Here is a 20,238-nt window from a genome sequence, read left to right as displayed (position 1 = left end):
CGGGTCTTTTGTGCCCGGGGGGCTGGGCCATCGCCTATCAGCTGCTGGGCGCCGTGGTTTACACCCCCACATTTTGCGGCGGGGGGGCGGGGCTGCAACCCGGCCACGTCGACGAAGGTGACGATCGGGATCGCGAAGCAGTCGCAGAAGCGCACGAAACGCGCCGCCTTGCGGCTGGCATCCGAATCGAGCACGCCGGCCAGCACCATCGGCTGGTTGGCGACGAAGCCGACGGTGCGGCCCTCGATACGGCCGAAGCCGGTGACGATGTTTTTCGCAAAATTCTGCTGGATCTCGAAGAAGTCACCCTCGTCGGCAACTTTAAGGATCAACTCTTTGATGTCGTAGGGTTTGTTGGCATTGTCGGGGATCAGCCTGTCGAGCGACAGATCGTGATCGGTGACCGACTGGTAGCATTCGATCTCGGGAATTTCCGCCGTGTTGGAAGCGGGCAGCAGATCGATCAGCCGCCGCATCTGCAGCAGCGCCTCGACGTCATTGTCGTAGGCTCCGTCGGCGATCGAGGACTTCGTCGTGTGGATAGAAGCGCCGCCGAGGCTTTCGGCGGTGACCGTCTCGTTGGTGACGGTCTTCACCACATCCGGCCCGGTGACGAACATGTAGGAGGTTTCGCGAACCATGAAGATGAAGTCAGTCATCGCCGGCGAATAGACATCGCCGCCGGCGCAGGGGCCCATGATCAGTGAGATCTGCGGGATGACGCCGGAGGCCAGTACATTGCGCTGGAAGATCTCGGCATAGCCGCCGAGCGCCGCCACGCCTTCCTGGATGCGGGCGCCGCCGGCGTCGTAAAGGCCGATGATCGGCGCGCGGTTGCGCAGCGCCATCTCCTGGACCTTGACCACCTTTTCGGCATGGGCCTCGGACAGCGAGCCGCCGAACACGGTGAAATCCTTGGCGAAAAGATAGACCGGGCGACCGTTGACGGTGCCCCAGCCGGTAACGACGCCGTCGCCGGCGATCTTGGTTTTCTCCATGCCGAAATCGGTCGAGCGGTGCTCGACATACATGTCGAACTCCTCGAACGAGCCCTCGTCGAGAAAGACGTCTATGCGTTCGCGGGCGGTCAGCTTGCCCTTCTTGTGCTGGGCGTCGATGCGGGCCTGGCCGCCGCCCATGCGGGCGATCTCGCGGCGGCGCTCGAGTTCCTTCAGCACGTCCTTCATGACCGGTCCCCGAAACGGAAAGCTGCATTGTGGTAATCATGCCCGCGAGAGAGCGCAAGCGCCGCTTCCTCATGGCTTTTGCTGCGCTGCAGCATCGGCCCCTTGCATTTCGATCGGAACTGGGCCATATGCGGCGGCATAGGCGCTTGGGCCGGGATAATCCGGCCTTCTCGACGAATGAGACTGGTTGCGTCTGTTTTCCCTCTTCCCGACAGATCGGCAAGGTGGCGAAAAAGCCCCGTGGCATGATGCCTGCGGGCACGACAGCGCAGCCGTGTGGACGATAATGTCCGCCCGCCTTGTCGTTTCATGACAATTTTCGACGGCAGGTTGCGCCCTGCCGCCCATTGATGTTTGCGGCCAGGAGCCGCATGAAAGAAGAATATTTTGACCAATGAAAACACTTTGATCGGTAAGGACACTGGGGAACTGAACGGTTTCGCCGCACTTGGAATTACCGGCGCACTGCTCAAGGCCACCACTGCCGCCGGCTTTACCGATCCGAAGCCGATCCAGGCCCAGGCGATCCCGCCGCAGCTCGAAGGCCGCGACATTTTCGGCATCGCCCAGACCGGCTCGGGCAAGACGGCGGCGTTCGCGCTGCCGATCCTGTCGAAGATCATCGCACTTGGCACCAAGCGCCGGCCGAAGACGGCCCGCGCGCTGATCCTGGCGCCGACACGTGAACTCGCGGTGCAGATCGAGGAGATGATCAAGCTGCTCGCCAAGGGCGCGCATGTATCGACCGCGCTCGTGCTGGGCGGCGTCTCGCGCTTCAGCCAGGTGAAGAAGGTTGCGCCCGGCGTCGACATCCTGATCGCAACGCCCGGTCGGCTGACCGACCTTGTGCGTGAAGGCGACCTGATGCTTGCCGACACCAAATGGCTGGTGCTCGACGAAGGCGACCGCATGCTCGACATGGGCTTCATCAACGACGTGAAGCGAATCGCCAAGGCGACGGCGCCGGACCGTCAGACGGTGCTGTTCTCGGCGACTATGCCGGCCGAGATCGCCGAACTGGCGAAAGGCCTGCTGAAGAACCCGATCCGCGTCGAAGTCGCTCCTCACAGCACCGCGGCAGCCGAGATCGTGCAGGGTGTCGTCTTTGCCCGCACCAAGCAGAAGCGCCAGGTGCTGGCCAACATGCTTGCCGATGAGGCGATGAAGTCCGTCATCATCTTCTCGCGCACCAAGCATGGCGCCGACAGGGTGACCAAGGATCTCGAGCGCGACGGCTTCAAGGCCGCCGTCATCCACGGCAACAAGTCGCAGAACGCCCGCCAGAAGGCACTCAACGATTTCCGTGAGGGTTCGGTGCGCATTCTCGTGGCGACCGACATTGCTGCACGCGGCATCGACGTGCCCGGCATCAGCCATGTGGTGAATTTCGACCTGCCGGACGAGGCGGAGAGCTATGTCCACCGCATCGGCCGCACCGGCCGCAACGGCATGGACGGCATCGCCATCACACTCTGCGACCCGTCTGAAAACAGCAAGCTGCGTCAGGTCGAGCGCATCATCCGCACCAAGCTGCCGATCGTTGCCGACCATCTCGGCAGCCCCGATCCGCAGCGCAATCCCGCCGAGAAGAACGAGCGCAGCTTCGAACCGGCCAATGATCGCAACGACCACAATGGCCGTCGCGACGGCAGGCGGCCCGGCGGCGCAAACAACGGCTTCGGCAAGAAGCGGTTCGGCGACAAGCCGGCCTTTGCGGGCGAGCGCAAGCCGGAAGGCGCCAAGCCCTTCAAGGGCAATAACAAGCGCCGCTTCGGCGGCAAACGGCCAACAGCGCGGGCCGCATAATCTGACCGTGTTGCGGTCGGCCAAGCCCGGCTTGGTCACACACGATTGAAGAGGGCGACCGGAGCGATGCTTCGGTCGCCCTCTTGCTTGGGGACCTTTGGTTCACTTTACCACCGCCTCGATCCACACGACGATCCGCTGCGCGAGGAAAGCCGTGGTCGATGGCGACAGCGCGTCGCCGGCAATGACGTGGTTGTCCGGGTCGCCGGTATCGTCGACCGGCATCAATTCATGTGCGGCGCCCCAGCGACCCGCAAGCACGATCGCTCGCCCATCACCGATCCTACTCGACTGGCGGCTTGCGGTCGAAATTCAGCGGCCGCGCATTCCAGCGGGTGACCGTGCTGATCACCCATCGGCAGAACGGCCTCGGCAGCATCCTGAGCAGCTTCAGCGTCCAACTCAGGCGGCGTGGGAAAGTGACTTCGAAGCCGCCGTATTCGATGCCTTGCGCGATGCGGCGCGAGGCCAGATTGACCGGCATCAAGCCCGGCATCGGCAGGAAGTTCTTTTCGGTCAGCCGCGTGTCGACAAAGCCCGGATTAATCACCTGGATGCGGACGTTCATCTTGTCGAAATCGTATTTCAGCGACTCGGCCAGGATATTGACCGCCGCCTTGGTGCCGCCATAGGCGGCGGTGGTGGGCCAGCCGAAATAGGCGGTAACCGAACCGATCAGCACGACATGGCCGCGCGAGCGCACGCGCATGCGTTCGATGACTGGCAGCAGGCCGTTGATGATGCCGAAATAATTGACTTCGAAAGACCGACGGAAATTGCGCGCCACAAGATCCTCGCCCGGCGTTGCGATATAGCTTCCAGCGTTGAACACTGCCAACACGATCGGACCGAGATCTTTCTCGATCGCTGCAACCGTCTTCGCCATGCGTTTTTCGTCGGTCACGTCGCAAGGATAGGCTGCGACACGGCCCGCCATCTGCGCCGTTTCGACGATGAGCGTATCGATCGGATGGTCATCTGGCGCAGTCACCGCGACGACATAGCCCCGAGCGGCAAGATCCTTGGCCAGCGAACGGCCGATACCGCTGCTGCCGCCCGTAATCCAGGCGACGCCATGCTTCGGATTGGCCCGATAGAGTGTCATGTTGCGCCCCGCCGGCTCTTCTTAGCCTGTGCTCTACCGGTGAAGAAATCGAATGAAAAGAGTGCTTTTCGGTACATGGTTGAAATGAATACCGGTCGGGCGCTCCTGGCTGCAGGAATTGCAGTGTGCGAAATGCGACTGGACCAGGCAAATTCTTGCCTTGAAACCGAAGCTTCGGGTTTCTAGGGTTTCGCCGCACCCACAAAGGAATCTCCATGCCCCGTTCTGTGATCGACGTGATCGGCAACACGCCCCTGATCCGCCTCAACAAGGCCTCGGAAGCAACCGGCTGCGAGATCCTGGGCAAGGCCGAATTCATGAATCCCGGGCAGTCGGTAAAGGACCGCGCCGGCCTGTTTATCATCCGCGATGCGGAGCAGCGCAGGCTGCTGCGGCCCGGCGGCGTCATCGTCGAGGGGACGGCCGGAAATACCGGCATCGGATTGACACTGGTTGCCAAGGCGCTCGGCTACCGCACGGTGATCGTCATTCCCGACACCCAGAGCCAGGAGAAGAAGGATACAATCAAACTGCTCGGCGCCGAGCTGATCGAAGTGCCCGCCGTGCCTTACAAGAACCCGAACAATTACGTGAAGCTGTCGGGCCGACTGGCCGAGCAGATGGCGAAGAGCGAGCCGAACGGCGCGATCTGGGCCAACCAGTTCGACAATGTCGCCAACCGTGACGGCCATATCCGCACCACGGCCGAAGAAATCTGGAACCAGACCGACGGCAAGGTGGATGGTTTCGTGTCGGCGGTCGGTTCCGGCGGCACTCTGGCAGGCGTCGGTTTCGGGCTGAAGGCCAAAAACAACCAGGTCAAGATCGCGCTGGCCGATCCGCTGGGGGCAGCGCTCTATTCCTTCTACACCAGCGGCGAGCTGAAATCCGAGGGCAGTTCGATCACCGAAGGCATCGGGCAGGGGCGGATCACCGCCAACCTCCAAGGCTTTACACCCGATTTTGCCTTCCAGATCCCCGACGAGGACGCGCTGCCGATCGTATTCGACCTGATCCAGGAGGAGGGGCTTTGCGTTGGCGGTTCGACGGGCATCAACATTGCCGGCGCCATTCGCCTGGCGCGCGAGCTAGGCCCCGGCCACACCATCGTGACCATGCTTTGCGACTACGGCACGCGCTACCAGTCGAAGCTGTTCAATCCTGAATTCCTGCGCGAAAAGAAGCTGCCGGTGCCGGGGTGGATGGAGCAACAGAGCACGATTTCGGTACCGTTCGAAAGGGTTGCGTGATGGCGCACAAGACCGAAGCGCTGTTTCGTGACGACGCCTATCTGGGGACGGCCGACGCCACCGTCGTCGCAGTCAATGATCGCGGCGGCATCATTCTGGACCGGACGGTGTTTTACGCCACATCGGGCGGGCAGCCGGGCGACACCGGCAGCCTCGAACGCGCCGACGGCACCGGCATAGCGATTGCCGCTACGATCACCGGCGAAACCAAGGACGAGATCATCCATGTGCCGGCGCCGGAGCAGGCAGTTCCAAAGGTGGGCGAGCGCATGAGGCTCGCCATCGACTGGCCGCGGCGGCAGTTGCTGATGCGCATGCATTCTGCCTGCCACCTGCTTACCGTCGTCTGTCCGTTCCCGATCACCGGCGCCGCGGTTTCCGAGGACGACAGCCGTATCGATTTCGACATCCCGGACGCCGGCTTTACCAAGGAAGACGTGACGGCCAGACTGATGGAGCTGGTGCGAGCCGACCACCCGATCTTCACCCGGCTCATTTCCGACGAGGAACTGGCATCCAATCCGGGCTTGGTGAAATCCAAGAATGTGCGGCCCCCGGCCGGCACGGGAAGGATCCGATTGGTCTGCATCGGCGAGAACGCTTCGATCGACAGCCAGCCTTGCGGCGGCACCCATGTAAAGAGCACCAGCGAAATCGGCGAGATCCATATCGGCAAGATCGAGAAGAAGGGCCGCGAGAACCGGCGCTTCCGCATTCGCTTTGGTCCTATGCCGCCAGCCTGATATAGGACTGCGACGGGCGGGACAGGAGAGAAAAGATGGCCGACGACAGTCCTTTCACCATCGATGCCGATTGGTTACAGAAGCGGCTCGGCGAACCCGGCCTGACGATTGTCGACGCGTCCTGGTATCTGCCGGCGCAAAAGCGTGACGCGCGCGCCGAGTACGACGTAGCGCATATTCCAGGCGCCCGCTTCCTCGACCAGGATGCGGTTTCGGACCCCGACGCGGCTCTGCCGCACACGCTGCCGTCGCCGCAGCATTTCGCGCAATATGTCGGCGCGATGGGTATTTCGGCCGATGACACGATTGTTGTCTATGACGGGCCAGGGTTCTTTTCTGCACCGCGCGCCTGGTGGTTGTTTCGCGTCATGGGCGTGTTCCAGGTCTATATACTCGACGGCGGCTTCGATCGTTGGAAAGCCGCCGGACGGCCGGTGACTGCGGAGCCGACGAAGATCGCGCCTTGCGTGTTTTATGCCAACTTCGATGCCGCCCGCGTCGCCAGCCTTGCCGACATGCGCCGGATCGTCGAGACGGGGGAGAGCCAGATCGCCGACGCGCGCTCGCCTGGCCGTTTTGCCGGCACCGAGCCGGAGCCGCGCCCCGGCATCCGCTCCGGCCATATGCCGGGCGCGCACAACGTGCCGTTTTCGGCGCTTTCGGAAAACGGCGAATTGTTGCCGAAGGACAGGCTGCGCAAAGTGATCGACGGAGCCGGCATCGACCTGTCGAAGCCGGTCGTCACCTCCTGCGGGTCGGGCGTCACCGCGGCAGCCGTCACGCTAGCTTTGGAGACGCTTGGCCATGCCGACAACAGGCTTTATGACGGTTCATGGACCGAATGGGGCGGGCTTTCCGACACGCCTGTCGTGACGGGCAAGGACTGACGGTGATGGAAGACGGATCGCTGGAAGACATCGATGTCACCGTGACGTTTCTCGAAATGCATGTGCCGCCTGCCTATTCGCCGCCGCTGCCGTACAACCGCCAGATCGCGCTGCTCAAGACCAAAGACATTCCCCTGCATTTCTACCGCTATTTGATGGATCGGGTCGGCCGCAAATGGCACTGGGTCAATGTTTTGAGGCTGAGCGACGAGGAGCTTGCGGCGGGCATCCACCGCGAGGACCGCGACATCAGGGTGCTTTATCTGGATGGTGCGCCGGCCGGCTTCTTCGACCTCAAGCCGCATTTGCCGGAGGAAGTGGAACTCGCTTATTTCGGAATGATGGAGCACGCGACCGGGCAAGGCATCGGCCGCTGGTTCCTCGGTGCGGCAATCGCCGCAGCCTGGTCGCACGGGCCAAAGCGGGTGACGGTGCAGACCTGCACCCTCGATCACCCAGCAGCACTGCCGCTCTATCAAAAACTCGGCTTTACGCCAGTGGCGCAAAAAAAGGAGGTCGTACATCCGATGTCTTTTGCCGAGCGCGCGGCCAGCGTCATGCGGCCCTGATTTTCAGGCCCGTTCATCCGAGCTTCAGCTTGTCTTTGCAATGTCCCAGAGTCTCTGGATCAACACTCAAAGGCGAGCCCGACTTGAATGAGCTTGGCTCTTTCCATATCGCTATCGTCTAAAAACCGATGGGTGATGGAGGATCGCACGATGGCAATACGCGTGGTAATGGCCGGCGCGACCGGCTGGGTCGGCAAAGCGCTGGTTCCGGCGATCGGGGCGCAAGGCGACATGGCGCTGGCCGGGGCTGTATCACGCAGCGGCGCGGGGCAGGATTCCGGTCTGCTGGTTGGTATGCCGGCTAATGGTATTGCCGTTTCGGCCTCGCTGGCCGAGGCGCTGGAGGCGCCGTCGGACGTGCTGGTCGACTTCACCAAGCCGCATGTCGTGAAAGACCATGTGCTGCTCGCCATCGACAACGGGCGGCACACGGTGATCGGCACGTCGGGACTGGGAGCTGCCGACTATGCCGAGATCGACGCCGCGGCGCGCGCCAATGGCGTCGGCGTTGTTGCCGCTGGCAACTTTTCCATCACCGCCACGCTGATGAAGCGGTTTGCACTTATGGCGGCAAAATACGTGCCGGACGTCGAGGTCATCGATTATGCTAGTGCAAAGAAGCCCGACGCGCCCTCCGGAACCGCACGAGAGCTTGCTGAAGCGCTGGCCGACATCCGCAAGGCCTCAACGGCAAAGCCGGTCTCCGAGGTCTCCGGCGTGCCGGCCACACGCGGTGGTGGGGTCGGCGCAGGCGAGGGGGTGCAAGTGCACGCGCTTCGCCTGCCGTCCTACATCCTGTCCTGCGAGGCGCTGTTCGGTCTGCCAGACGAGCGGCTGACCATACGCCACGACGCCGGCTCGTCCGCGGCGCCTTACGTGGCGGGCACGCTGCTCGCCATCAGACGGGTACAGCAGATCAAAGGTCTGGTTCGTGGTCTCGACGCGCTGATGGATTGATCCATTTCGGCAGGAATCGGGTGGGAAGCTCTGCCTTGCGAGCATAATTTCCGGTCGACGACACCGGAGATTTTGCCATGACGCTAAAATTCAAAGCCTTGCCAACCAATGCTGTCCGGGCACTTCAGCGCGGCGGGCCGGATGCTTATGGCTTGAAGCCAGAGCGGCAACTTTCGGATGGCGACGGCGTGCCTTGCCGTCATTGCTTGAAAAATATTGCTGTGGGAGAAGCCTATCTTGTTTTGGCCTATCGGCCTTTTCCGGAGCTGCAGCCTTATGCCGAAACGGGGCCGATCTTTCTGCATGCGAAAGAATGCGAACGCGCCGCCGAGGGGAAAATGCTTCCCGAAATGCTCGAAAGCAGCGATTACATTGTGCGCGGTTATGGCAAGGACGACCGCATCGTTTACGGCAGCGGCGGCGTCATTCCGACCGACGCAATTGCCGCACGGGCAGAGACGTTGTTCGAACGCGACGACATCGCTTACGTCCACATCCGCTCGGCGCGCAACAATTGCTATCAATGCCGGATCGACCGCGCGTAACCGGACAGGCTGCACCGGCTTGGGGCTGTCGTACTCCCGTCGCATACAAGCGGTAGAAACACACTGTCGATCGATTTGCCGACCGCGGATGAACCGGCGGGAATTTTCGACAACCGAGGAAGCGGGGCTTTGGCTCCGCTTTTTTTGTTGTCCGGTTATTCCGCGCGCCCGACACTTTTCAGTTTTTCGACATAAGAAAAAACCCGTCGGACGAATCCGACGGGCACTGGAGAGGCAGATTCGGACAGCTCAGGCGGCGAGAACGGCCTTCGGCTCGACCAGGTCGTAACCGAGCGCTTCGGCCACTGCGCGATTCGTGATCTTGCCCTTGTGGACGTTCAGCCCGTTGCGCAGATGGTGGTCGTCTACCAGCGCCTTGAGGCCCTTGTCGGCGAGCTGCAGGCCATAATGCAGCGTCGCATTATTGAGCGCGTGGGCCGAGGTGACCGGCACCGCACCCGGCATGTTGGCGACGCAATAGTGGATGACGCCATCGACCTCATAGGTCGGCTCGGCATGGGTGGTGGCGTGCGAGGTCTCGAAGCAGCCGCCCTGGTCGATGGCGACGTCGACCAGCACGGCGCCTTTCTTCATGCCCGACAGCATTTCGCGCGTCACCAGCTTCGGCGCTGCTGCCCCCGGGATCAGCACGGCGCCGACGACGATGTCAGCCGAAAAACATTCTTCCTCCAGCGCCTCGACGGTCGAGTAGCGGGTGTGGACGCGGCCGCCAAAGATGTCGTCGAGCTGACGCAGGCGCGGGATCGAGCGGTCAATGATGGTGACGTCGGCGCCAAGGCCGGCGGCCATCCGTGCAGCATGCAGGCCGACGACGCCGCCGCCGAGCACAGTGACCTTGCCGGGGAGCACGCCGGGCACGCCGCCAAGTAGCACGCCGCGGCCACCATTGGCCTTTTGCAGCGCCGTTGCGCCCGCCTGGATCGACAGGCGGCCGGCGACTTCCGACATCGGTGCTAGCAGCGGCAGACCGCCGCGCTCGTCGGTGACCGTCTCGTAGGCTATCGCGGTCACGCCGGAGGCCAGCAGGCCCTTGGTCTGCTCCGGATCCGGAGCAAGATGCAGATAGGTATAGAGGATCTGGCCGTCGCGGAGCTGAACCCATTCGTTGGGCTGCGGCTCCTTGACCTTCACGATCATGTCAGACTTGGCAAAAACGTCGGCGGCCGTTTTGGCAATCGTGGCGCCGGCGGCGCGATACGCGTTGTCATCGGCGCCGATGCCGGCGCCGGCGCCGGTCTCGATCAGCACTTCATGGCCATGCGCGACATATTCACGGACCGAACCCGGTGTCAGGCCGACGCGGTATTCATGGTTCTTGATTTCCCGGGGGCAACCGACGCGCATCTTTTTCTCCTGATCCGGCCCTTTTAGGACCTGTTCCCTGTCTAGAGATAGTGAACCACGAATCGTTCGGTAAGTGTTTGCGAATGCGCTTGCCAGAGAGGCCACTGTTCGATAATCGTTGCGCAAAACATTAGAATTCTCGCAGGAACCCGCAAAAATGCCGCTAGACAGGATTGATATCGCCATTCTCGAGACGCTGCAGAAAGACGGGCGGATACCCAACGCAGCGCTCGCCGAGAAGGTTGGCCTGTCGCAGTCGGCCTGTTCGCGGCGGCTGGACAATCTGGAGAAGTCCGGAACCATCCGCGGCTATCACGCACGGCTGTCCAACGCTGCACTTGGGCACCAGATGACGGCGATCGTGCATATATCGCTGTCCGGGCAATTCGAGAAGACGTTGTCGGATTTCGAGGCAGCGATAAAGCGCTGCCCGAACGTCCTGTCCTGCCATTTGATGTCGGGCGAATATGACTACATCCTGCGCATCGCGGCAAAGGATCTCGTCGACTACGAACGCATCCACAAGGAGTGGCTGTCGGCAATGCCGCATGTGACGAAGATCAATTCGTCTTTTGCCTTGCGCGAAATCGTCGATCGCACGGCCGTGGGAATGAAACCTGAACTCGCCTAGGCCCCGAACTCGCCTAGGTGTTGACTGCCTCGGTCACCACACGGTCCATCGGAATGTCGTGCGGCTGCGGGTAGATGGTGACGATGCGCTGCAGTTCGTAGCCGACGCCGACGACCAGCGGTTTGAAGGGCATCGCGGCAAGCGTGCGATCGAAGAAGCCGCCGCCATAACCCAGGCGAAACTGCCCGGGATCGATGCCGACGATCGGCGAAATGACGATGTCGGGCAACACCGGATCGCCGTCAGCCGGTATCGGGATATTCCAGACGCCCTTCTCCAGCCGGTCTCCGTGGGTATAGGCGCGAAAGACAAGCGGCCGGTCTTTCTCGACGACGACGGGCAACGCCGTGCGCCCGCCCCGCGCGTTAACGGTTTCCATCCACGGGCGCAGGTCCGGCTCGCCGCGAAACGGCCAATAGAGGCTGACCATGCGGCCGGCGATGTCGCCGATCACCGCGTCGAGCCTTTCGGCAATGCGCTGCGACATGGCTGCGCGCGTGTCGGCCGAAACGGCAAGGCGGGATACGATCAACCGCTCGCGCTCGGCCTTGCGCCAGCGCCTTACGTCGGTCCAGTCGGATAGCGGCGCTTGGAACTCCGGATCAAGCTCGTGCATAAAACAAGGCGGCGAGGCGTACTGCGCTGGGTCTTCATCTTCATCCTTAGCCATGCTTCACCTGCAATATACTGTTCCAACCAAGTCGTATCCGGGACGTAAGCTATATCCGGGAATGAGTCTGCAGCATGCGTATTCACGACATCAAGAGACGAGTCCCAGGCAGTTGCAGCGCAGGCATTGCTGCACTGCACAACGATACTTACATCATCCTTGGCGAAAGGAATGAGTGAGATGAACATAGCCAACATCGCGTCGTTGTCGTAGGCGCCGGCTTCGGCGGCCTCGAGTTGACCCGCGCACTTGCCGGCGCGCCGGTGCGCATCACCATGATCGACAGGCGCAATCATCACCTCTTTCAGCCGCTGCTCTACCAGGTGGCGACGACGGCCCTGGCCACCTCCGAAGTGGCTTGGCCGATCCGCCATCTCCTGCGCAGGCGCAAGGACGTGACGACGCTGCTTGCCACTGTGACTGGCATCGACCGCACCGGCAAGCGCGTGCTGCTGCAGGACGGCGGCACGGTCGCTTACGACACGCTGGTGCTGGCCACCGGCGCGCGGCACGCCTATTTCGGCCATGACGAATGGGAGCCATTCGCCCCGGGCCTGAAGACGCTGGAGGACGCCACGACCATTCGACGGCGTATTCTTTTGGCTTTCGAGCAGGCCGAGCGGGAAACCGATCCCGCCCAGCGCCAGGCATTGCTGACGCTGGCGATCGTCGGCGGCGGGCCGACCGGCGTGGAATTGGCCGGCACCATTGCCGAACTGGCGCACGACACGCTGCGCGGCGAGTTCCGCAACATCGACACGCGGCAGACGCGTGTGGTGCTGATTGAGGCCGGCGACCGCGTTCTTGCCAATTTCGCGCCGGAACTCTCCGATTATGCAATGAAGGCGCTCGAACGGCTCGGCGCGACCGTCGAACTCGGCCGGGCGGTTACGCGCTGCGATGCTGAGGGTGTCGTCTTCGGCGACAGGCATTTGCCGGCCAGGACAATCCTGTGGGCGGCGGGCGTAGCCGCTTCGCCAGCCGCCGAATGGCTCGGCGCGGCAGCGGACCGCGCGGGCAGGGTGCTTGTCGAGCCCGACTTGAGTGTGCCGGGAAACCCAGAGATTTTCGTCATCGGTGACGCAGCGCACGTCCTGCGACCGGATGGCCGGCTGGTGCCGGGCGTCGCGCCCGCCGCCAAGCAGCAGGGACGGCACGTCGCCACGGCGATCAAGGCAAGGCTTGCCGGTGACGCGACACCGCGTCCTTTCAGCTACAGGCATGACGGCGATCTGGCGACGATAGGCAAGCGCGCCGCGGCCATCGATTTCGGCTGGATCAAGCTTACCGGCCGGCTTGCCTGGTGGCTATGGGGCTTGGCGCATATTTACTTCCTGATCGGCTTTCGTAACCGGCTTGCGGTTTCCCTGAGTTGGCTATGGATCTACTTCACCGGTCAGCGCAGCGCGCGGCTGATCACGCAGGGCGACGACGATAAGGGCTGATTGTTCGCTGCCGGACATTCATCGGCGCGTCACCTCCTCTTGATGGAATCGGCTTCTGGACTCGGCTGGATTTCGGCGCGAAGCTTTGCTTCGGGCAGGACTTGTCACGTCGTGGAAGAAAGAGAAAACGAATGTCCCAATTGCGCCACCTCGTCTCACGCCGCGATTTCCTCGCCGGCGTTGCCGCCAGCGGAGCGCTGCTCATGCTGCACCCGTTCTCCGCCCGGGCTCAAGCCAATCAGGCGCATCTGAGGATTATGGAGACGACCGACATCCACGTGAATGTGCTGCCTTACGATTACTACGCCGACAAAGCTAACGACACGATGGGGCTGTCGCGAACGGCATCGTTGATTGAAGCCGTGCGCAAGGAAGCAACCAACGCGATGCTGATCGATAATGGCGACCTTCTGCAAGGCAACCCGATGGGCGACTACATCGCCTACGAGAGGGGGATGAAGGATGGCGATCTGCATCCGGTCATGAAGGGCATGAACCTGCTCGGCTACGAATGCTCGACGCTCGGCAACCACGAGTTCAACTATGGCCTGTCGTTCATGGACAAGGTGCTGGCCGGTGCCAATTTCCCGTTTGTCTGCGCGAATTTGATCCGCGGCACGGAGTTCGCCGCGAACCCGCGCGACGACAAGCTTTATCTCAAGCCTTTCGTCATCCTCGACAGGAAGATCAAAGACGGGTCGGGCGCCGAGCAACCGATCAGGATCGGCATCATCGGCTTCGTGCCGCCGCAGATCATGGTCTGGGACCTGAAAAATCTCGAGGGCAGCGTCAAGACGCGCGACATCGTCGAGGCGGCCAAGGCGTGGGTGCCGCAAATGAAGGAAGAAGGCGCCGACATCGTCATTGCGCTCTCCCATTCTGGCATCGACGTGAAGCAAAGCGACATGATGGAGAACGCCTCCTTCTTCGTTGCCGGTGTCGAAGGTATCGATGCGGTGTTCACCGGCCACCAGCATCTGATCTTCCCCGGCAAGAAGGACTTTCAGTCGCTGGAAGCCGTCGATACGGCGAAAGGCACGTTGCAAGGCAAGCCCGCCGTCATGGCCGGCTTCTGGGGCTCGCACATGGGGCTGATCGATCTGTTGCTGGAGCGCGACGGATCGACGTGGAAAATCGTTTCGACGACCTCTGAGGCCAGGCCGATCTTTGAGCGGGTCGACAAAACGAACAAGCCGACCGTCGCGGACGACCAGCGCATCGTCGACGCGCTCAAACAGGACCACGAGGCGACGCTTGCCTATGTGCGCCGGCCGGTCGGCAAAACCTCGGCGCCGCTCTATTCCTATTTTGCGCTGGTCGCCGACGATCCATCGGTGCAGATCGTCAGCCAGGCGCAGACCTGGTACTTGGAGGACATCCTGAAGAACACAGAGTGGAAGGATATGCCGCTGTTGTCGGCGGCGGCACCGTTCAAGGCGGGCGGGCGCAACGGCGCCGACTATTACACCGACGTACCGGTGGGCGATATCGCCATCAAGAACGTCGCCGACCTCTACCTCTATCCAAACACGGTGCGCGCCGTCGAAATCACCGGGGCAGAGGTGAAGGAATGGCTGGAAATGTCGGCCGGCATCTTCAACCGGATCGAACCGGGCAAAGCCGACCAGGCGCTCATCAACACCGACTTCCCGTCTTATAATTTCGACGTGATCGACGGCGTTACCTACCGGATCGACCTGTCGCAGCCACCGAAATATGATTCGAAGGGCGGGCTGGTGAACGCCGGCTCGACCCGCATCATTGACTTGATGTTCGACGGCAAACCAATTGATCCCATGCGGAAATTCGTCGTCGCAACCAACAACTACCGGGCCGGTGGCGGCGGCAATTTCCCGGAGATCAATGCCTCGAAGATCATCTACGAAGCGCCCGACACCAACCGCGACGTGATCGTGCGCTATATCGTCAGCGAAGGCACCATCAACCCGTCGGCGGATGCCAACTGGTCGTTTGCGCCACTACCGGAAACCAGCGTCGTATTCGAGACCGGCGCCAAGGCGAAGGAGTTTATTGCGCAAGTGAAGTCGCTGAAGATCGAGCCGGCGGGCGAGGGCGAAGCGGGCTTTGCAAAATACCGCATCACGCTTTGAGGCAAGGATTTGAGCGTCGGCTCGAAACTGTCTCAGCGTTAAGATACTGTCCCGATACGGCCAATCCGTTTGAGACAGGGGGCCTCTTCAAGCAGGTGGTGTGAAACGCCGCTTGACGGCGGCATGACCAGATCCAGCGCGTCCGTCGAAATCCCACCGGAATAATCGTGTGGCAGTTGGTCGATCGAGGCGGGAAGCGGTCGTCGAAGCCGAGCGGGGTTATCTTTCCTAGGCGCCCTGCAGCGGTAGCGCCATTCTGGCCAGCAAGCATCGCAGCGGACAGACCAAAGGCTGTTAAAATTCGGGGAGGGTCCCAGCAGGCCGGAATCACTATGGTTGCAAGCATCCATATGCGCTAGTTTTAGCCATGCGTTATGTCATCATCATCACGACCGTCACCTTTTTCCTGATCTGGGACGGCATTTACAACCAAGGCCGCTACCTCGACAGGACCATCAGGGAGGTGACCCGCGTCGTGCACTATGTAACCAGCATGGTGTAGTTTCTCTTCTTCGCCACGGTTCGCCGACGCGACATCCTGCCGATTGACGGCACGCTCCCGCTGACACAAAAGAACGCCGGTCCAACGGTCCAGGAGGCTGGGTTGATCCGGCATATCGTTTTCTTCAGCGCACGGCGTAAAGTGGACGTCGAGGCAGTGCGTACGGGTCTGCTGGCGCTCGGCAAGATACCCCACTCGCGCCATTTCGAGGTGATGCTCAACACCAAGGTCGACCCGCTCTCGGATGAAATCGATGTGGTCGTCTATGCCGAGTTCGAGGACGAGGCAGCGCTCGCCGCCTACAAGGCGCATCCGCTCTATGCAGAGACCACCAGCCGGGTAAAACCGCTGCGCGAATTGCGTTATTCGGCCGATATCGTGGCGAGTTGACGAGCCGCCGTCCCCTACGCGCTGATGTGGTCTTTCCGCTGAGGCGTCGGCCAAGCCCTTGAACCATTTTCAGGAATGAGGCACATCGCGCGGGACATGACCGAGAACACCCCCGCAAGCCCTCATCCGCTCGATCATCTGGTGCTGCCGACAGCGAGCCTCGATGTTGCGCGGGCGCGCTTGACCTTGCTCGGCTTTACCGTTGCGCCGACAGGTATCCACCCTTTCGGAACCGAAAACTGCTGTGTCTTCCTCACCGACGGCACCTATCTCGAGCCGCTCGCGGTCGCCGACCGGCAGGCCGTGGCAACGGCGATCGCGAGCCGCAACGTCTTTGTCGCGCGGGATCACACCTATCGCGAAGAAAACGGCGATGAAGGATTTTCTGCCGTGGCGCTGGGCACCGAAAGCGCCGCCGCGGACCACGCGCGCTACATGGAAGCCGGTCTGTCGGCGGGAGACGCGCTAAGCTTTTCGCGCGCCTTCACCGATGCGACGGGAAAGAGCGACACCGCATCGTTCAAACTGGCCTTCGCGGCTACAGGCAAGGCAACGGACGCTTTTCTCTTCGCCTGCGAGCGGATCAATGCGCCGAACGTCGACCGCACTGCGTTGCAGGCCCACGCTAATGGCGCAACCGGCATTGTCGAAGTCGTGGCAGTCACTGGCGAACCTTTCGAACAAGGCCATTTGATTTCGATCGCAGCCGGAATCGAGGCGCAGGGCGGCGGCACTGTCTATGAGCTGCCGAATGCCGTCGTGACCATTCTGCATCCTGCAGCCTATTCGGCACGCTTCGGCATTCCTGCCAGCGCACCATCTGAACTCCGCTTTGCTGGGATCGTCTTTTCGATTAGGCACGGCGATGCCGTCGCCAAGCTGCTTGCAGCCAGTTCCGTCGAACACCACATGCGCGGCGGTGCTATCATCGTGCCGCCGGCGCCAGGGCAGGGCGCAGCCTTCATCTTCCGGGAGATCGCATGAACAAGCTCAATCCACTGATGCCAAACTCCTCCGTTGCGGTCGGCAAGGTCATTTTCGGCAACAGCACGCCCCTGTCGCTGATCGCCGGTCCATGCCAGCTGGAATCGCGGCAGCACGCTTTCGACATGGCTGGTGCGCTAAAGGAATTGACTGAAAGGCTCGGCATCGGACTCGTCTACAAGACCAGCTACGACAAGGCCAATCGCACCTCGCTCGGCGGCACGCGCGGTGCCGGACTTGAAGCGGCAATGCCGATCTTCGACGACTTGCGCAAGAATTTTTCGCTGCCGATCCTGACCGACGTCCACACTGAGGAACAATGCGCGATCGTCGCTCTGCATGCCGATATCCTGCAGATTCCTGCCTTCCTCAGCCGCCAGACCGATTTGCTGATTGCTGCGGCAAGAACCGGCAAGGTGGTCAATGTGAAGAAGGGGCAATTCCTCGCGCCGTGGGACATGAAGAACGTCGTCGCCAAAATCATCGGCTCCGGCAACGCCAATGTCTTGGTCACCGAGCGCGGCGCATCCTTTGGTTACAACACCCTGGTGTCCGACATGCGGGCGCTGCCGATCATGGCCGAGATCGGCGCGCCGGTGATTTTCGATGCCACCCATTCCGTGCAGCAGCCGGGTGGGCAGGGCGGTTCGTCTGGAGGCGACCGGCGCTTTGTCGAGACGCTGGCGCGCGCGGCCGTCGCGGTTGGCGTCGCCGGCGTCTTCATCGAGACGCACCAGGACCCCGACAACGCGCCTTCCGACGGTCCCAACATGGTGCCGCTAAAGGATCTTCCCGCATTGCTTGATCGGCTGATGGCGTTCGATCGCATTGCCAAAAGCGTGGGTTGAACCAGCAGTTGCGCCACAGCAGCGCCGCCAAGAAAACTTTGAAGAATTTCGAACCCGCCTGGAACCTTAGCCCGCGGCCCTCATTGTCAAAATCTAATGTCAACGACGACGAGGAGCACACCATGACGACCCAGACGGGACACACCGAAGCCATCGCCGCTTCGCGGGTTATCGGCACATCAGTCTACAATACGGAAGGCACTCATATCGGCGACATCGAGGACGTCATGCTCGACAAACTGTCGAACGGAATCATGTTTGCCGTGATCGGTTTTGGCGGATTTCTCGGCATCGGCGAGAAATACCACGCCATTCCGTGGGCGAGCCTTGACTATGATGAGAACAAGGGCGGCTATGTCGTGCCGTTCACCAAAGACCAGCTGATGGCCGCTCCTTCCTATTCGATCAACGAGCTGACCGGCGCCGACGGCGAGGCCGCGCGTGACGCCTCATACAACTACTACAAGGTCGAGCCTTACTGGCACTGACTAAGTCTCCTGGAATCAAAAAGGCCCCCGGGAAATCGGGGGCCTTTCGATGTGGCGGGATGCTACTGCGCAATCTGCAGGGCCGGCAAAGGCGACGATCCCTGCGGGGGTTGCTGATTGTCGCACGACGTCAGGAACGCAGCCGCGATCAGGAACAAACTCACAATACCGCTCAACTGGGACATGGCGAAACTCCTCCTGTTTCGCCCCGCGCGACAACAGCCATAAACCAGAACCCGGCATGCCGCGTATGACAAATGATGACAGCGCTTCGTGCTTCGTGAATCCGTAGCGCACGGGCAATATTTGCAAGTGCCCCGATTGCGTTTTGCGGCGCTTTGGCTAAGAGGTGCGCGACGCTTCAATCGATCAATCGGGGACATCGCAATGACGGCCATCATCGACATTGTCGGGCGTGAAATCCTGGACAGCCGCGGAAATCCGACCGTCGAGGTCGACGTCGTGCTCGAAGACGGCTCGATGGGTCGCGCCGCGGTGCCGTCCGGCGCCTCGACCGGCGCGCATGAGGCGGTCGAACTGCGCGATGGCGGCCCCCGCTATCTCGGCAAGGGCGTGCTCACGGCGGTCGAGGCGGTGAACGGCGAGCTGTTCGAGGCGATCGGCGGCATGGAGGCAGAGAATCAGATCCATATCGACCAGACCATGATCGAGCTCGATGGTACGCCCAACAAGAGCCGGCTCGGCGCCAATGCCATCCTCGGCGTGTCGCTGGCTGTGGCCAAGGCCGCGGCCGAAGCGGCCGACCTGCCGCTCTATCGTTATGTCGGCGGCACCAAGGCCCAAGTGCTGCCGGTGCCTATGATGAACATCATCAATGGCGGCGCGCATGCCGACAACCCGATCGATTTCCAGGAATTTATGATCCTGCCGATCGGCGCGCCGACGCTGCGCGACGGCGTGCGCTGGGGCTCGGAGATCTTTCATACGCTGCGAAAGAAGCTGAAGGACGCCGGCCATAACACCAATGTCGGCGACGAGGGCGGCTTTGCCCCCAACCTGAAGAGCGCGCCGGCCGCGCTCGACTTCATCATGGAATCGATCGAGCAGGCTGGCTTCAAGCCCGGCCAAGAGGTTGCGCTAGGCCTCGACTGCGCGGCGACCGAATTCTTCAAGGATGGCAACTACGTCTATGAAGGCGAGAGGAAAACCCGCGACCCGAAGGCGCAGGCCAAATATCTAGCCAAACTCGCTGCCGACTACCCGATCATCACCATTGAGGACGGCCTGGCCGAGGATGACTGGGACGGTTGGAAAATACTGACTGATCTCATCGGCAAGCAAACGCAGCTGGTTGGCGACGATCTGTTCGTCACCAACACGGCGCGGCTGCGCGACGGCATCCGCATGGGTGTCGCCAATTCGATCCTGGTCAAGGTCAACCAGATCGGCTCGCTTACCGAAACGCTCGACGCCGTTGAGACCGCGCACAAGGCCGGCTATACCGCGGTGATGTCGCACCGCTCGGGCGAGACCGAGGATTCGACCATCGCCGACCTCGCCGTTGCCACCAATTGCGGGCAGATCAAGACGGGCTCGCTGTCGCGCTCGGATCGCATGGCCAAGTACAACCAGCTCATCCGCATTGAGGAGGAGCTCGGCAAGCAGGCGCGATATGCCGGCAAGTCGATCGTGAAAAGCTGATTTCGAGAGAAAATCCGTTGCGACGAGGGCGGGGACATTCCCGCCCTTTTTTGCTTCCAGGCTCTGAATCCAACAGGCTGTAACCGTCCATTA

At 61.7% G+C, this 20,238-nt stretch carries 22 protein-coding genes and 1 pseudogene; 16 read left to right on the top strand and 7 right to left on the bottom strand.

Annotated features, from left to right (window positions below):
• Together NKI18_RS08350 and NKI18_RS08345 are read right to left on the bottom strand one after the other, a co-directional pair.
• On the bottom strand, positions 1-1,187 hold a 1,187-nt coding region (locus NKI18_RS08350; RefSeq protein WP_353019356.1), incomplete at its 3' end, for an acyl-CoA carboxylase subunit beta.
• The gene (locus tag NKI18_RS08345; protein ID WP_352615717.1) at positions 1,184-1,582 is read right to left on the bottom strand and encodes a hypothetical protein; all 399 of its coding nucleotides are present in this window, start codon (positions 1,580-1,582) and stop codon (positions 1,184-1,186) included. The genes NKI18_RS08345 and NKI18_RS08350, both read right to left, overlap by 4 nt.
• Between NKI18_RS08345 and NKI18_RS08340 the strand changes: the two genes are divergently transcribed.
• Positions 1,575-2,993 (top strand): DEAD/DEAH box helicase, encoded by a 1,419-nt coding sequence (locus NKI18_RS08340; protein ID WP_352577839.1) that lies wholly within the window; start codon positions 1,575-1,577, stop codon positions 2,991-2,993. The two genes, NKI18_RS08345 and NKI18_RS08340, sit on opposite strands and share 8 nt — an antisense overlap.
• Positions 2,994-3,095: 102 nt before the next feature.
• On the opposite strand, the pseudogene NKI18_RS08335 reads toward NKI18_RS08340, so the two are convergent.
• Both NKI18_RS08335 and NKI18_RS08330 read right to left on the bottom strand, forming a co-directional pair.
• A pseudogene (locus NKI18_RS08335) lies at positions 3,096-3,251 on the bottom strand (alpha/beta hydrolase); the annotation flags it as partial.
• Between the two features lie 25 nt (positions 3,252-3,276).
• Positions 3,277-4,098: an SDR family oxidoreductase gene (locus NKI18_RS08330; protein ID WP_352457508.1), complete on the bottom strand. Its 822-nt coding sequence runs from the start codon at positions 4,096-4,098 to the stop codon at positions 3,277-3,279.
• A gap of 215 nt (positions 4,099-4,313) precedes the next feature.
• On the opposite strand from NKI18_RS08330, the gene NKI18_RS08325 reads away from it, so the two are divergent.
• From NKI18_RS08325 to NKI18_RS08300, 6 genes are all read left to right on the top strand, one after another.
• Positions 4,314-5,348: a cysteine synthase A gene (locus NKI18_RS08325; protein ID WP_352457507.1), complete on the top strand. Its 1,035-nt coding sequence runs from the start codon at positions 4,314-4,316 to the stop codon at positions 5,346-5,348.
• Positions 5,348-6,091: an alanyl-tRNA editing protein gene (locus NKI18_RS08320; RefSeq protein WP_023675105.1), complete on the top strand. Its 744-nt coding sequence runs from the start codon at positions 5,348-5,350 to the stop codon at positions 6,089-6,091. The genes NKI18_RS08325 and NKI18_RS08320 overlap by 1 nt, the downstream gene beginning before the upstream one ends.
• Positions 6,092-6,126: 35 nt before the next feature.
• Positions 6,127-6,978 (top strand): 3-mercaptopyruvate sulfurtransferase, encoded by an 852-nt coding sequence (gene sseA / locus NKI18_RS08315; RefSeq protein ID WP_352615722.1) that lies wholly within the window; start codon positions 6,127-6,129, stop codon positions 6,976-6,978.
• Positions 6,979-6,983: 5 nt separating this feature from the next.
• Positions 6,984-7,547 carry a GNAT family N-acetyltransferase gene (locus NKI18_RS08310; protein WP_352448953.1) on the top strand — a complete coding sequence of 188 codons (564 nt, stop codon included), beginning with the start codon at positions 6,984-6,986 and terminating at the stop codon, positions 7,545-7,547.
• A gap of 150 nt (positions 7,548-7,697) precedes the next feature.
• A complete protein-coding gene (gene dapB / locus NKI18_RS08305; RefSeq protein ID WP_352577842.1) occupies positions 7,698-8,504 on the top strand; it encodes a 4-hydroxy-tetrahydrodipicolinate reductase in 807 nt (268 codons plus the stop codon).
• A 77-nt stretch (positions 8,505-8,581) separates the two neighbouring features.
• Complete coding sequence (locus NKI18_RS08300) at positions 8,582-9,049, top strand: DUF1203 domain-containing protein (protein ID WP_023675101.1); 468 nt, start codon at positions 8,582-8,584, stop codon at positions 9,047-9,049.
• 249 nt (positions 9,050-9,298) lie between these two features.
• On the opposite strand, the gene ald is transcribed toward NKI18_RS08300, so the two are convergent.
• Entirely contained in the window at positions 9,299-10,414 is a 1,116-nt protein-coding gene (gene ald / locus NKI18_RS08295) for an alanine dehydrogenase (RefSeq protein ID WP_023675100.1), read from the bottom strand.
• A gap of 157 nt (positions 10,415-10,571) precedes the next feature.
• On the opposite strand from ald, the gene NKI18_RS08290 reads away from it, so the two are divergent.
• The gene (locus NKI18_RS08290; RefSeq protein WP_023675099.1) at positions 10,572-11,045 is read left to right on the top strand and encodes an Lrp/AsnC family transcriptional regulator; all 474 of its coding nucleotides are present in this window, start codon (positions 10,572-10,574) and stop codon (positions 11,043-11,045) included.
• A 13-nt stretch (positions 11,046-11,058) separates the two neighbouring features.
• Here the strand turns inward: NKI18_RS08290 and NKI18_RS08285 are convergent, their stop codons facing one another.
• Positions 11,059-11,715, bottom strand: coding sequence for a 5-formyltetrahydrofolate cyclo-ligase (locus NKI18_RS08285; RefSeq protein ID WP_352615726.1), 657 nt, complete (start codon positions 11,713-11,715; stop codon positions 11,059-11,061).
• A gap of 236 nt (positions 11,716-11,951) precedes the next feature.
• On the opposite strand from NKI18_RS08285, the gene NKI18_RS08280 reads away from it, so the two are divergent.
• From NKI18_RS08280 to NKI18_RS08250, 7 genes are all read left to right on the top strand, one after another.
• Positions 11,952-13,160, top strand: coding sequence for an NAD(P)/FAD-dependent oxidoreductase (locus tag NKI18_RS08280; protein ID WP_502900669.1), 1,209 nt, complete (start codon positions 11,952-11,954; stop codon positions 13,158-13,160).
• A gap of 131 nt (positions 13,161-13,291) precedes the next feature.
• Positions 13,292-15,271 carry a bifunctional 2',3'-cyclic-nucleotide 2'-phosphodiesterase/3'-nucleotidase gene (locus NKI18_RS08275; protein WP_352615728.1) on the top strand — a complete coding sequence of 660 codons (1,980 nt, stop codon included), beginning with the start codon at positions 13,292-13,294 and terminating at the stop codon, positions 15,269-15,271.
• 367 nt (positions 15,272-15,638) lie between these two features.
• Positions 15,639-15,773, top strand: coding sequence for a hypothetical protein (locus tag NKI18_RS08270; protein ID WP_023675095.1), 135 nt, complete (start codon positions 15,639-15,641; stop codon positions 15,771-15,773).
• Between the two features lie 102 nt (positions 15,774-15,875).
• Positions 15,876-16,163 (top strand): Dabb family protein, encoded by a 288-nt coding sequence (locus NKI18_RS08265; RefSeq protein ID WP_352577846.1) that lies wholly within the window; start codon positions 15,876-15,878, stop codon positions 16,161-16,163.
• A gap of 96 nt (positions 16,164-16,259) precedes the next feature.
• On the top strand, positions 16,260-17,147 hold the full coding sequence (locus tag NKI18_RS08260) for a VOC family protein (RefSeq protein WP_352615730.1): 888 nt from the start codon (positions 16,260-16,262) through the stop codon (positions 17,145-17,147).
• Positions 17,144-17,995: a 3-deoxy-8-phosphooctulonate synthase gene (kdsA, locus tag NKI18_RS08255; RefSeq protein ID WP_352615732.1), complete on the top strand. Its 852-nt coding sequence runs from the start codon at positions 17,144-17,146 to the stop codon at positions 17,993-17,995. Before NKI18_RS08260 ends, kdsA begins: the two co-directional genes overlap by 4 nt.
• 122 nt (positions 17,996-18,117) lie before the next feature.
• The gene (locus NKI18_RS08250; protein WP_023675091.1) at positions 18,118-18,483 is read left to right on the top strand and encodes a PRC-barrel domain-containing protein; all 366 of its coding nucleotides are present in this window, start codon (positions 18,118-18,120) and stop codon (positions 18,481-18,483) included.
• A gap of 62 nt (positions 18,484-18,545) precedes the next feature.
• On the opposite strand, the gene NKI18_RS08245 is transcribed toward NKI18_RS08250, so the two are convergent.
• On the bottom strand, positions 18,546-18,668 hold the full coding sequence (locus NKI18_RS08245) for a hypothetical protein (protein WP_084642452.1): 123 nt from the start codon (positions 18,666-18,668) through the stop codon (positions 18,546-18,548).
• Positions 18,669-18,870: 202 nt separating this feature from the next.
• Between NKI18_RS08245 and eno the strand changes: the two genes are divergently transcribed.
• Positions 18,871-20,145: a phosphopyruvate hydratase gene (gene eno / locus NKI18_RS08240; protein ID WP_352615735.1), complete on the top strand. Its 1,275-nt coding sequence runs from the start codon at positions 18,871-18,873 to the stop codon at positions 20,143-20,145.
• Positions 20,146-20,238: the final 93 nt, after the last annotated feature.

The sequence above is a fragment of the Mesorhizobium sp. M0800 genome (genome assembly GCF_040320095.1).
In the GTDB taxonomy this organism is placed as follows: Bacteria; Pseudomonadota; Alphaproteobacteria; order Rhizobiales; family Rhizobiaceae; genus Mesorhizobium.
This window is presented reverse-complemented; position numbering and strand designations above follow the sequence as displayed.

Excerpts from the sequence above, each read along its gene's own strand:
- NKI18_RS08310 (WP_352448953.1), top strand. The coding sequence starts at position 6,984 with ATGGAAGACGGATCGCTGGAAGACATCGATGTCACCGTGACGTTTCTC.
- NKI18_RS08275 (WP_352615728.1), top strand. The coding sequence starts at position 13,292 with ATGTCCCAATTGCGCCACCTCGTCTCACGCCGCGATTTCCTCGCCGGC.
- NKI18_RS08320 (WP_023675105.1), top strand. The coding sequence starts at position 5,348 with ATGGCGCACAAGACCGAAGCGCTGTTTCGTGACGACGCCTATCTGGGG.
- NKI18_RS08270 (WP_023675095.1), top strand. The coding sequence starts at position 15,639 with ATGCGTTATGTCATCATCATCACGACCGTCACCTTTTTCCTGATCTGG.
- eno (WP_352615735.1), top strand. The coding sequence starts at position 18,871 with ATGACGGCCATCATCGACATTGTCGGGCGTGAAATCCTGGACAGCCGC.
- NKI18_RS08285 (WP_352615726.1), bottom strand. The coding sequence starts at position 11,715 with ATGGCTAAGGATGAAGATGAAGACCCAGCGCAGTACGCCTCGCCGCCT.
- ald (WP_023675100.1), bottom strand. The coding sequence starts at position 10,414 with ATGCGCGTCGGTTGCCCCCGGGAAATCAAGAACCATGAATACCGCGTC.
- NKI18_RS08250 (WP_023675091.1), top strand. The coding sequence starts at position 18,118 with ATGACGACCCAGACGGGACACACCGAAGCCATCGCCGCTTCGCGGGTT.
- NKI18_RS08260 (WP_352615730.1), top strand. The coding sequence starts at position 16,260 with ATGACCGAGAACACCCCCGCAAGCCCTCATCCGCTCGATCATCTGGTG.
- sseA (WP_352615722.1), top strand. The coding sequence starts at position 6,127 with ATGGCCGACGACAGTCCTTTCACCATCGATGCCGATTGGTTACAGAAG.
- NKI18_RS08300 (WP_023675101.1), top strand. The coding sequence starts at position 8,582 with ATGACGCTAAAATTCAAAGCCTTGCCAACCAATGCTGTCCGGGCACTT.
- NKI18_RS08325 (WP_352457507.1), top strand. The coding sequence starts at position 4,314 with ATGCCCCGTTCTGTGATCGACGTGATCGGCAACACGCCCCTGATCCGC.
- NKI18_RS08245 (WP_084642452.1), bottom strand. The coding sequence starts at position 18,668 with ATGTCCCAGTTGAGCGGTATTGTGAGTTTGTTCCTGATCGCGGCTGCG.
- kdsA (WP_352615732.1), top strand. The coding sequence starts at position 17,144 with ATGAACAAGCTCAATCCACTGATGCCAAACTCCTCCGTTGCGGTCGGC.
- NKI18_RS08290 (WP_023675099.1), top strand. The coding sequence starts at position 10,572 with ATGCCGCTAGACAGGATTGATATCGCCATTCTCGAGACGCTGCAGAAA.
- NKI18_RS08330 (WP_352457508.1), bottom strand. The coding sequence starts at position 4,098 with ATGACACTCTATCGGGCCAATCCGAAGCATGGCGTCGCCTGGATTACG.
- dapB (WP_352577842.1), top strand. The coding sequence starts at position 7,698 with ATGGCAATACGCGTGGTAATGGCCGGCGCGACCGGCTGGGTCGGCAAA.